General features: G+C 42.6%; 8 protein-coding genes. 6 read left to right on the top strand and 2 right to left on the bottom strand.

Going from position 1 to position 12495, the window contains the following annotated elements; translation table 11 throughout:
• Window positions 1-1284, top strand: a 1284-nt coding sequence (locus tag OSCI_RS16175) for an FAD-dependent oxidoreductase (RefSeq protein ID WP_007356104.1), incomplete at its 5' end; no start/stop codon positions are given.
• A 49-nt stretch (window positions 1285-1333) separates the two neighbouring features.
• Here the strand turns inward: OSCI_RS16175 and tatC are convergent.
• Entirely contained in the window at window positions 1334-2182 is an 849-nt protein-coding gene (gene tatC, locus OSCI_RS16170) for a twin-arginine translocase subunit TatC (RefSeq protein WP_007356103.1), read from the bottom strand.
• A gap of 321 nt (window positions 2183-2503) precedes the next feature.
• Between tatC and OSCI_RS16165 the strand changes: the two genes are divergently transcribed.
• The 4 genes from OSCI_RS16165 (at window position 2504) to OSCI_RS30795 (ending at window position 7353) form a co-directional block, all read left to right on the top strand.
• Window positions 2504-3871, top strand: a complete 1368-nt coding sequence (locus tag OSCI_RS16165) for a CHAT domain-containing protein (RefSeq protein WP_019487402.1) — start codon at window positions 2504-2506, stop codon at window positions 3869-3871.
• Between the two features lie 268 nt (window positions 3872-4139).
• Window positions 4140-4439 carry a hypothetical protein gene (locus OSCI_RS16160; RefSeq protein WP_007356101.1) on the top strand — a complete coding sequence of 100 codons (300 nt, stop codon included), beginning with the start codon at window positions 4140-4142 and terminating at the stop codon, window positions 4437-4439.
• Window positions 4440-4541: 102 nt separating this feature from the next.
• The gene (locus tag OSCI_RS16155) at window positions 4542-6947 is read left to right on the top strand and encodes a hypothetical protein (RefSeq protein WP_007356100.1); all 2406 of its coding nucleotides are present in this window, start codon (window positions 4542-4544) and stop codon (window positions 6945-6947) included.
• Between the two features lie 253 nt (window positions 6948-7200).
• Complete coding sequence (locus OSCI_RS30795; RefSeq protein ID WP_007356099.1) at window positions 7201-7353, top strand: hypothetical protein; 153 nt, start codon at window positions 7201-7203, stop codon at window positions 7351-7353.
• 224 nt (window positions 7354-7577) lie between these two features.
• Here OSCI_RS30795 and OSCI_RS16150 read toward each other — a convergent pair whose 3' ends face one another.
• Window positions 7578-8945: a TldD/PmbA family protein gene (locus OSCI_RS16150; RefSeq protein ID WP_007356098.1), complete on the bottom strand. Its 1368-nt coding sequence runs from the start codon at window positions 8943-8945 to the stop codon at window positions 7578-7580.
• Between the two features lie 219 nt (window positions 8946-9164).
• Here OSCI_RS16150 and OSCI_RS16145 point away from each other — a divergent pair, with 219 nt between their 5' ends.
• The gene (locus tag OSCI_RS16145) at window positions 9165-12485 is read left to right on the top strand and encodes a PAS domain S-box protein (protein ID WP_007356097.1); all 3321 of its coding nucleotides are present in this window, start codon (window positions 9165-9167) and stop codon (window positions 12483-12485) included.
• Window positions 12486-12495: the final 10 nt, after the last annotated feature.

Raw genomic sequence — 12495 nt, 5'->3', positions numbered from 1 at the left:
ATGCACCAACTTTCAGACCCAAAAGTTAAAGATTTAGTGCTAATTGGCGGTGGTCACAGTCATGTAATTGTGCTGAAAATGTTCGGCATTAAACCGCTACCAAGGGTACGTCTAACTCTGATTAGTGATGTCTCTCATACTCCCTATTCGGGGATGCTTCCTGGTCACGTCGCGGGCTTCTACGATGAGGATGAATGCCATATCGATTTGCGATCGCTTTCTCAATTTGCCCAAGCCCAAATTTTTATTGACAAAGCAATTGCCCTAGACTTTGACAAAAATCAAGTAATATGTAGCAATCATCCCCCTATAAATTTTAACCTACTTTCCATTGATATTGGCAGTACCCCAAACACTCTCTCAGTAGCGGGTGCAGCAGCTTATGCAATTCCCGCCAAACCAGTACCAGAGTTTTTAGCTAACTGGAATCAGTTAATAAAAGAGAGGCAAAATTATCAAAAACCGCTTTGCATTGCCATAGTTGGCGGCGGTGCGGGCGGTGTAGAACTAGCCTTAAATATGCAATCTCGTTTGTTAGCAACTGATGCTATTAATTTCCAGAATATATCTAAGCAAAATATATCTAAGCAAATAGATAATTTATCTGTTGAATCTGTCAGCAAATCGGTGGTAAAATTTCACTTATTCCATCGAGATCGAGAACTGACGATCGGTCATAACCAGCGAGTACGCCGCCGCCTTAAAGAAATTCTTATTAGTCGGGATATTAAATTACATTTAGGTGAAACAGTATGTGAAATACAAAAAAACAACTTAAATTTACCAATTACCAATTACCAATTACCAATTACCAATTACCAGCTACCAATTACCAATTACCAAATCCACTGCGAATCAGGTTTAACATTGGAATGCGATCGCATTTTTTGGGTGACGCAAGCCTCAGCACCTAATTGGATAAAAGCATCGGGTTTATCTACTGATTACAAAGGGTTTATTCAAGTTAATGACTATCTGCAATCGGTTTCTCATCCTCACATATTTGCCGCAGGTGATATCGCTACAATGGTTAATCATCCGCGTCCCAAAGCAGGAGTATTTGCTGTACGCCAAGGTAAGCCGCTATTTGAAAATTTGCAGCGATTATTATTAGAAAAACCCCTGAAAGCCTTTGTCCCACAGAAACAATATCTCGGACTAATTGGTACTGGAAATAAAAGTGCGATCGCATCTCGCGGCCCTCTGATGTGGGAATCACCCTTATTGTGGCGCTGGAAAGATTGGATCGATCGCAAATTCATGAAAAAATTCAGCAATTTATAGCAACCTTCTTAGATGATACCCCCCAGAGCGGCGTTACGGATACCTGTACTCATCGCCCTAAAAGCTTCACCAAACCGATTCCCCCAAAGTAAAGGCAAAGAACAGCACCCCCTAAAAGAGTTTGAGTTAGAGGGTCAGTAGAAGGTGTTAAAACTGCTCCTAAAACAGCAGCACCTAGAATCACGTATCGCCAACCTGAAAGCATTTGTCCCGAAGAAACAATCCCTAAAATACCCAATATCACTTGAACTATCGGGATTTCAAAAGCTAAACCAGTGCTGAACATGAGCAGTAGTACAAATTCAAAATATTTGTCAATTGACCACAACTGCTCGACCACACCCTCCCCATAGTTAACAAAGAAATTTAACGCAGCGGGAATTAACAGCAAGTAAGAAAAAACCAATCCACCTATAAATAAAACACTAGACCCCAAGAAAACAGGCCCCATCAACCTCCGCTCGCGGCGAGTCAAGCCTGGTAAGACAAACATTGCTATCTGGTAGAGTATGAAGGGGCTAGCAACCAATAAACCGCTGTAACCAGCTACTTTCAGCGAGACAAAGAAAAATTCTCCCGGAGCTAATTGTAGAAATTTCACGCCATTTGCCGGGATTTCTAGTAGTTGTACGATCGGTTTAATGGTCAGAAAACAACCGATCATACCCCCAGCAACAGCAAGCACCGAATAAAAGATTCGCTGTCGCAATTCCTCCAAATGGTCAAATAGCGACATCTCTACCTCATCAGGGAGTTCGTCGAGATATTCCCCTTCTAGGTTGCGAGGTTCGATCGCAACGTCAGTAGTCGTTGCAATACTTAGATTTTCTGGGGTGGCGGGTGAGAAGTTATTGTCCGAACCCTGTTCGGGTGTCTCCGGGTTAGAAGGCAGCGTCATAATCGATTTGAGAGTTTAAATTTGAAATTAGGGAAACACTTGTCCAGCGATCGACGACTAATAAAAGCTATGTGAACTATTGTATAGAGGTTAGTTACAGTGCGGAAGTCTTTTATCAAGGATTTATGCTGTTGAGATTGCTTATGTCAGCTCAACTCGCCTTTCCTGTTAGATCGAAGAGTAGTTATGCGAAAATTCTGGTTAAAAATAAGCTGGAGAGCTATTTTTAAATAGAAATGTATTTTTCCCTTCCCCGATCTGGGCTTCAATCCTATGAAAATAGCAGTATCATTGAAAAAAATTTGGATTTATTTTATATCTATGCGTAAAATCAAACTTTTCTACTTTTTACTCCTTAATTTGTTCTTGTTGAGCTTTTTGTTGAGCTTAAGTATTCCCCTGACTTTTGCTCAAAACAGTAGCACAGATGTGCTTGAATATCCGACAATGAGAAATCTTCTGGATGCAGGAAACTATGCTGAGGCTGTAGACCGCATCGAGCAAGATTGGGAAAATCAATATCAGTCATATTTTAAAGAAAATTTCTCAACTCAGCCACAGACTGCTGACCAAATAGCACAAACTCTTTCTCGTCTCGCTGTTCAAACTAAGAAAAAGCCCGCTCTAATCTATATTCTCCCCCGCGCAGATCAACTGGAATTACTATTACTCACTCCCGATCGCCCTCCCTTCCGCCAAAGTGTACCCGCAGCTAAACGCGAGGCTTTGCTTCCAGTTGTTAAAGACTTTATTTCTCAAATTACTAATCCGAGGAAAATCAATACTACTAGCTATTTAAGCACTGCTCAGCAACTTTACGAGTGGATAATTGCACCTCTGGAATTAAATTTACAAGCTCAAAAGATTGATACATTACTTTTTTGTGTTGGTAGTGGACTGCGTACTTTACCTCTGTCAGCTTTGCATGACGGCACTCGTTTTCTCACAGAAAAGTACAGTATAGCTCGCATTCCTGCTTTCAAATTTACAGAATCTAAGTATGCTGACCTCAAAAGCTCGAAAGTTTTAGCAATGGGGGCATCAGATTTTTCTAATTTTTCCGATCAACAACCTTTACCGGCTGTACCATTAGAATTAAAGACAATTGCTCAATTGTGGCCGGGTGAATCTTTTCTCAATGAAGATTTTACTTTAGTTAATTTACAGTCGGAGCGGTTGCGGCAACGTTTTGGTATTATTCATTTAGCAACCCATGCAGAGTTTAAGGCGGGAACTCCTAATAATTCCTATATTCAGTTTTGGGATACTCCCTTACGTTTAGATCAAATGAGGCAGTTGGGTTGGAATAATCCGCCTGTGGAACTGTTAGTTTTGAGTGCTTGTCGCACTGCTTTAGGTGATAAGGATGTGGAGTTAGGATTTGCGGGTTTAGCGGTACAGGCGGGTGTGAAATCGGCTTTAGCTAGTGTTTGGTATGTTAGCGATGCCGGGACTTTAGCCTTGATGAGCGAATTTTACCATCAGTTGCGGACTGCACCTATTAAGGCTGAGGCGTTGCGGCAGGCTCAAATTGCGATGATTCAGGGTAAAGTGCGTTTGGAAAATGGTCAGTTACAAAGTTCTAGAGGTGGGGTGATTTTACCGCCTGAGTTTGCAGAAATTGGGAACGAAAATCTATCTCATCCTTACTATTGGGCGGCTTTTAGTATGATTGGAAGTCCTTGGTAATTGTTAGTTGTTAGTTGTTGGTTGTTGGTTGTTATCTTACCTAACGCCGCCCTCTGGATGGTAAAGATACCAATTAGAGGGCGGCGTTACAAACAATAAGCGTAAGGTGGGCGCTCACCGCAAAAATCTTGTCACGAGTAGCTAATATGGTTTCGGAGAGCGCCCACCCTACAAGTTATATAAGCGTTTAGTGATGTCCAACTACTTATATATTAATCTCGTGCTAATCTAAAAGTAATGTGATATCTAGCACCATGAGGGTTTGATCGTGTTAAATGGCATTAAACAGCAAGTGGTCGTTGGCAAGAATGGCAAAATTGAAATTCAAACGTCTGAGTTAGCAGAAGGAATTGTTGTTGAAGTGATTGTTTTAGTTGAACAAGATGGTGTTGAGACGAATACTAGCCAATCTATTTCACAAGATGCGACAGAGTATTTGCTCTCTACTGAAGCCAATCGTTATCAGTTGATGACCGCTATTCAAAATATCGAAACAAAAACTAATTTTCATCCTACAAGATCGGAGATCGCGCCTTCATCAAGTAACCTAGCACAGCTTAACTGGTAATCACAGACAGTTTTAATTTTTAATTTTTAATTTTTAATTACAAAGTGCTACCAAACATGGTATTCTGGATGATACTAGCTGTTTCGTGTGCTGTAGCCACTCATGGAAAACTGGGAATTTCTGCTACAGAAGGAAGGCGATCGCGCCTGGTTGCCTCTGGAATCGCCCGATGTGGAAATTCTAGAAGGCCGCTACCGCGTTGTAGCCCGTTCTCTGCTTGTCAATGCGGAGATCGAAGTTCGCATTACTCATCAACTTACGGATGAAGTACCCCCCCAGCGACGAGTCCAGAAGCGTTCGACTCGGACTAACCCGGAAGGGTTGATGGTTGTCATTCCCTACACTAGCCTGAAACCTGGGATTTGGGAACTCTGCTGTTTGGCAAATTTAGACGCAGATTCAGGGCAAACTAGCCAGCATACGGTTCAGTTGCAAGTTTTGCCGACTGAAGAGGATTTAGAGTTAGAAGAGTCTTTTAGCCCCACTAATGAGGGTTCTACATCGACGATCGCAGTTTCTCAACCAGAGGAACAAACCCCAATTTCTCAACCCTCAGCATCCGCGATCGCGAAGTCAGCCGAAGATATCGCCAATACCCAGGAAGTAGAACCGTCTAACCCCGCCGCATCAGAAAAAATCGAGGCTATACAGGTAGAAACTTCTGTTGATAATGCTGAAAGGACTTCTCCAAAACCTGTTACTGCTCAAACAAAGCTAAAACTAGAGGAGTTACAATCTACAGCCAAGAAACTATCAGTTTCACCAGCAAATTCTGCATTGGATAATTTGTCCTTATCGGAATTTGACCTGCGGTTGACCTTAGAAAAGCAAAGCTATGTGGCTCAATTAGGTCAACCTTTGATTATTTATGGGCAAGTTGAGATTGTAGAAAACTCGGAATTATCTAACAGCAAAACTCTCACTGCTGAAATTCAAGCAGAACGATTGCAAAGAGCGATCGCGAAATTAGAAGTACAAATTTGCCTTCGCGATCCCCAAACTGCCAAAGTTTTAGTCGATACTAGACAACCTTTGCCCCAGCAGCTTTCTCCCTGTATTTTTGCCTGCGTGATTTACCTACCTTCTGAGTGCAAAACCCGTTTAATGTTGGGAGAAGCAGTGTTGTTGGACGGTACTACGCCATTAGCGACGGAATCTTTTACGATTACGGCAGGTTTGGAAAATTTACTGGAGGTAATTGTACAAAATTTTAGTGAAGAAAATCATCAAGCAACTACTCCCGAAACATTAGCAAAGCAGGATGAAGTCAGCCTAAATCAATCTTTTAGTAATCTGACAGAAACTCTGAAAGAAGCTACGCCTTCGGAATTTCCCCTTTCACCACGAGGACAACTCCCTCCTCAAATTACAACTCGCCCAGGTGCAATTACTGCCAACCAATCTTTAGATTTACCTGCGTTTGGTCATGGACTTAGCGATGGTAGCGGTAAAATTGTTTCCTCAGAAATTGCCCCTCTATTAGAATTAGCGGCAAATTTAGAGAAAAAGTCAAAAACTGAGGAAGCTAATGTAGAGAAAAAGTCAAAAACTGAGGAATCAAAGGTAGTACCTCTGTTCAAATCGACTCCTACTTTCAGCGATCTGTTAATAACATCGCTGGCGGGGGAGTCAGAGGGAAAAAATGGCAATCCTAACCCTAGTATTACTTCTGAAGCGTCTGCTAATTCAGAACAGGATGGAGATCGGGAATCAGACAGTGGTTTAATGATGTCAGAACCAAAGTTAGCCGATTCTCTACCTGCGGTAGAACAGGGATTTAGAAGTTTAAAACTGCAAGATCGGTTTTTGACGCGACTGAGCTCTTTAGCGAATGATACTGAATTTTCGGAATGGTTGAAGGCAAGTATGCCACCCTCGCCGGAAAGCCTGGATATAAAGGGGGAAGAGGGTTCGGGAGAGATTTTGAGTGCGGATGGAGGGGAGGGAAAATCAATCCCAGAGGACGAAGAAATTAAGGGTGGCGATCGCGAAACTAATCCCCCAACTCCGGGTAAACCTGACTGGGTAGCAAGAGAGTTTGTCGTATTTGACGATCCCCTACCGCCGCGACAGGCGAAAAAGGCGAAAGTAGAGGTGGAGAGCGATCGACAACAGGAGCAAACTCAGCGTATCCCTTATATTTTACCCGAAGAGGAGCCGGTGCCGACTCCAGTTTTGGACGTACTTAGTAAGGAAATTGTCGCTGGAAGATTAATTAAAGTCCGCGTTCGTTTACCGGAGCTGATGCCTCGGATTTATGTGAAAATCTGGGTTTACGATCGCCAAAGTTACGTAATTTTAGATGGGCCGCGTTGGATCGCGGAGTTTTCGCCGAATGGGTTAGGGAATATTGAGGCGATCGCGGAGTTAGAAATTGCATTCGGAAGTTTAGAAGTAGAATTTGAGGCGATCGCAGTGGAAATGCAAACTTTACGGGAAAGCCATAAAGCAACCGTTCACCGTCGAGTTGTACCTCCAGCCGCTCCTAGTTTACCTTTAGATAAGTGATTTAGATAGATTTGGGTAAATTTTTGTCAATTACTTAGGACTTACACGCGATCGCAGTAAGTCCTGTTTCTGTTACTCATTAATTGCTGAAACTGCTAATGAAGAGTTGCGTATAAAGATAGCCGAATCGAGCTAAAAAGTCAATAACTTACCCAGAGTATGAAGTTTTGGTAAATCTGCTATGCACTTTTCACATCACCACGTTATATTAGGAATATAAGAATACACAAATGAGACGAAGGGAATGTTCACCATGAACAGAATTGGCCAAAGAAACTTGACAAAGGTAGCTGAAACCCACCGTGCAAACCTCCACAAGAGACTGCTGCATCGCTTAGACGTAGCCAAAGCTAACGGTGATGAAAATTTAATCCGCATCCTAGAAGATGAAATGAGAAAGCTTTAAGGCAGCCACAACAAGAGATTGCCTTTGCTTAATCATCAAAGAGTTGTCTACAGGCTACGTAATGCCCCTAACTTCTTGTTGTTCAGTGTTCTCTCCTCTCTTAGTTGGTTTAAACAAAACCCGGTTTCCTCAAGAAACCGGGCTTTTTTGTTAACGGTTAAGGGTTAACGGTTAACCGTTAACCCTTAACTCGAAAATCTCCCGTTTCCCCGCTCAAGAGATCCCTAACGTCCCCCGACGACGACATTTTTAATCCGCAAATGGGGGCCGCCGACACTCACGGGTAAGCCACCTTGACCACCTTTCCCGCAACCGCCGTAAGCATAAACCGAGTCATTACCGATCGCCTCAATATCTTTTAACGTCTGAAACACATTTCCCGTCAGCGTCACATCGCTTACAGGTTCAGCCAAACGACCATTACGGATCATATAACCTTCCGCCGCCGCGAAGGTAAACATTTCCCCATTGGTTTGTCCGCCTAACATCCGCACTGCATAAACGCCTTCCTCAATATCAGCAAGCATCTCTTCTAAAGAATGTTCGCCTGATGCGATCGCAGTATTCGTCATTCTCACAATTGGGGGATAACCTGCACTCAAAGCACGAGCATTTCCCGTTGGTACTTCACCCATTTTGCCGGCAGTTTCGCGATTGTGCATTCTTGTCGTCAAAACTCCATCTTTAATTAAATACTTGCACTGTGCTGGTACACCTTCATCATCGTATTTTAGAGTTCCGGGAAGTCCCGGCAAAGTTGCATCATCAACCACATTTAACTGTGCAATTGCTAACGGTTTTCCCAGAGTTAGTAACTCCTGCATTCTAGGATTTTCGTAAATACCGTCAGCTTCCGACAAATGACCGAAAGCTTCGTGAATAAACACGCCGGAAAGGTAGGGATCTAAAATTACAGTGTATTGACCGCCCTTAACCGGTTTTGCCTCCAACTGCTTAACAGCTCTGAGTGCGGCGGATTTCACTTGGTCTTCAACATTCGCCAGAACATTGTAATCCGAGCGCGAGTGGATCGACTCAAAACCTTGGCGGACGACACCATCTTCTCCCCGCGCGATCGCGCCAAAACGCCCCGTCACATCCAAGCGTTCTTGAGCGATAGAAGTACCTTGAGAATTGACAAAATAAGTAATCCCAAAGCGATCGCTGTAACCTATCATCGTCGTCTGAATTCGCGGGTCAAAATCCAGCAAGATTTGATTATAATTCTGCATCAAAGAGCGCTTTTCTTCCAGAGATACAGTGCGCGGATCGCGACCAAATTCCACAGCAACATAATCTTGAATGGGGGTAACTTCTGCCAACTTAGTAGTTTCTGTACCCACTAAATGAGCTTGAGAAATAGCTTCCTCAATGCGGTTTTTTAACTCAGCTAAGCCATTGAAAGTCACAAAACTCCATCCCCCCTTATGACAGGCGCGGATGCCGCCAGCGAGGGAAAAACTGCGGTTAACGCCATCCAACTGCGGGCCGCGAAAACTAATTGCCGTTGACTCGCTCTGTTCAGTGCGAATTTCGAGATAATCCACGCGATCGCTAAAGGATGCGATCGCCTCCGCCAAATGCTCTTGCATTAAATTTTCCACGCTCTGATTCACTCTCTTGAAAAAAATTAAGAATTACTAACTCCAGTTTAACCTGTATATATTTAAATCGAAAGCCAGACTGAGATCACAATACACTGCTTGCATAAGTGCTAGAACCCCATAAATAAGATATCAAAGTTCCACAGCAAAATCTCATTTTCACAATAAATCTAGTTCTACTGGAAACCATTAGCTAAAACTCAGCTTATGAAATTCCGATTCGCCCCTTACTTAGCAGCACTTTCAGCAGTAGCAGTGATTGGGTCAAGTATCTGGTTGCTAGATTGCTCAGAACAAGAGCAATTGCAGCAGAAAAACCGCGTTGATACGGTAAAAGATTTAAGTATAGTTCCGGTAAATTTCAAAGGTAATTTAAACTCGCAGCGATTTGTCGCCCAGAATTTAGTCGCTCAAATCTACGTCCACCCAGAGATTCCAAAAGCTAAAGCTTTGTGGGTACGAATTGGCAGCGCGTTAGTAGCAGTATTGACAGGACTTTTAGTGTTTAAATGGACGCGCGAACCCATAAAATTACGAGAAATTGTACAAGAGACAACCGGAAAACTTCGAGAAAGCGAAGTTAAATATCGCGAACTGGTGGAAAATGCTAATAGCATTATTGTCAAAGTAGATGCCGTTGGTAAAATTACCTTTTTTAACGAATTTTCCCAAAGATTCTTTGGATACTCGGAGGAAGAAATTATCGGCAAAAATGCAATAGGAACAATTATTCCTCATACAGATTCCTCTGGAAATGACCTGGCAGCAATGGGTGAAGATATCTTACAACACCCAGAAAAATATATTTGCAACGAACACGAAAATATCCGCAAAAATGGAGAGTTAGTCTGGGTTTCGTGGCGAAATAAAGCGCTTGTGGATGACAACGGATGCTTTAAAGAAATCCTAGCTATTGGTAATGATATTAGCCGTCGCAAACAAGCAGAAAAAGCCCAAAAAGAAAGTTACACTCTCTTGCAAGCAGTCATTGAAAGTATTCCAGATCCAATTTATGTCCGCGATCTTCAGGGACGCTATGTACTCGCTAACAGTGCCACGATCGAGGCTTTTGACAGACAGCCAGAAGAAGTTATCGGTAACAGCGATTCGGAGTTATTATCGCCGGAAATTGCTCAGGAGTTCCTAGAAATAGATCGCCAAATTATTGCTACTGGAAAATCGCTTACTTATTCACAAGATTTTGCACTCAGGGGTGAAATACGGAGTTTTCTCACTACGAAAAGCGTATACCGTGACTCGGAAGGAAATGCACTCGGAGTGATTGGGATTTCGCGAGATATTACTGAACGCAAACAGGCAGAAATCGCCCTCCAAAGAGCCAACGAAGAACTAGAAAATCGAGTTGAAAAGCGAACAGCAAATTTAAAGCAAGTGTTGAAGCAATTGCAGACACAGATTGCAGAGAGAGAACAAGCTGAGGAAGAATTAAGAAAGAGCGAAGAACGTTGGCAATTAGCTCTCAAGGGTACTAATGATGGAATCTGGGATTGGAATCCAAGAAATAATGAACTATTCATGTCTTCTCGTTGCAAGGAAATGTTAGGGTTTGAAGAGTGGGAAATAGAAAATGACTTAAATGCTTGGTATAGCCTCCTACATCCAGACGATCTTGACAGGGTGATAAATGCAGGCCAAGATAACCTAGAGGGAAAAACTCCCTATTTCATTGCCGAGTATCGTATTCGCTGCAAAGATGACAGCTACAAATGGATTTTGGGTAGAGCCAAAGCACTGCGAAATGAAGAGGGACTACCAGTGCGAATGGTTGGCTCAATTGCAGATATTACAGCTCGTAAACTTGCTGAAGAAGCATTGCGGGAAAGCGAGGCAAAATTTCAACATCTTTCAGCTAATGTGCCGGGAATGCTTTACCAATTTCTGTTGCGTGCAGATGGTTCTGCGAGCTATCCTTATATAAGTCCTGCTTGCCGTGAAATCTTTGAGTTAGAGCCAGAAACGGTTAAACAAAATATAACTTTAATACACGATCTAATCCACCCTGATGAGCGGGAGTATTACGAGCAATTAGTTGCTCGTGCCGCTCAAACTCTACAACCTTGGGATTGGGAAGGCCGATTTGTTCTACTGTCAGGCAAGATCAAATGGATTCAATCCATTTCTCAGCCTGAAGATTTAGGCAATGGAGATAGTATCTGGCATGGTTTAATTACTGATATTAGCGATCGGAAACAAGCTGAGGAAGCCTTGCGTCAAAGTGAAGAACGCTGGCAGTTAGCGCTTAAAGGCAACAGTGATGGTATCTGGGATTGGAATATCAAAACTAATGAACTATTTACATCTGCCCGGTCTAAAGAAATAGTAGGATATGAAGACCATGAAATCGGAAATCAGCTAGATGAATGGACGGCCATTGTGCATCCAGACGATCTTAATTTGGTGATGGACGCTATGCAAGATCACCTCAATCAGAAAACCCCCTATTACGTCACAGAGCATCGCCATCGGTGCAAAGATGGAAGCTACAAATGGATTCTAGGTCGAGGGAAAGCACTATGGGATGAAGAGGGAAAACCCGTGCGAGTGGTTGGTTCCCATACCGATATTAGCGATCGCAAACAAGCGGAAGAAGCATTACGACAAAGTGAAATGCGAGAACGAGAAAAATCGCAACAACTTGAAAAGACCCTTGTGCAATTGCGCTCTACTCAAGCTCAATTGATTCAAACTGAAAAAATGTCTTCGTTGGGGCAATTAATTGCAGGTATTGCTCACGAAATTAATAACCCTGTCAATTTTATACATGGTAACATCACCTATGTCAATGATTACGTTCAAGAATTACTCGGTCTGCTAGAATTATATCAGCAGAAATATCCCCAACCCAGCGGCGAAATCGTAGATCGAATTGAAGAGATTGAGTTAGAATTTCTAAATGAAGATTTAGCCAAAATTTTATCATCAATGAAAGTCGGAACTGAGCGCATCCGCTCGATTGTCTTATCTCTGCGAAACTTTTCGCGGTTAGATGAATCTGACATGAAGCAGGTTGACATTCATGAAGGCATTGAGAGTACATTGTTGATTTTACAGAACCGTTTTAAAGGGAAAAATAACTATCCTGAGATTCAGTTAGTCAAACAGTTTGGCGCTCTGCCACTGGTGGAGTGCTATGCTGGTCAGCTAAATCAAGTTTTTATGAATGTAATCGCCAATGCGATCGATGCGATTGAGCAGAGATTTAAAGGGCAATCTGTTGAGCAAATAAAAGCTAATTTGGGTCGGATTGACATCTGTACTAAAGTTAGCGATCGCGAAACAGCGATCGTTCAAATTACCGACAACGGTTCAGGAATGCCGGAAGCAGTAAAAGCTCAAATTTTTAACCCATTTTTTACAACAAAAGCAGTCGGCAAAGGTACTGGCTTAGGACTGTCAATTAGCTACCAAATTGTGGTAGAACAACATAAAGGTAAACTAGATTGTGTTTCAGAAGTCGGTCAAGGAACAACCTTTATAATTGAGATTCCAATTCGGCAAAACCCGTAATGAATTGAAA

It is taken from the genome of Kamptonema sp. PCC 6506 (assembly GCF_000180455.1).
Classification (GTDB): domain Bacteria; phylum Cyanobacteriota; class Cyanobacteriia; order Cyanobacteriales; family Microcoleaceae; genus Kamptonema; species Kamptonema formosum.
The sequence above is the reverse complement of the archived record's forward strand: the minus strand, read 5'-3'. Positions and strand labels throughout refer to the sequence as shown.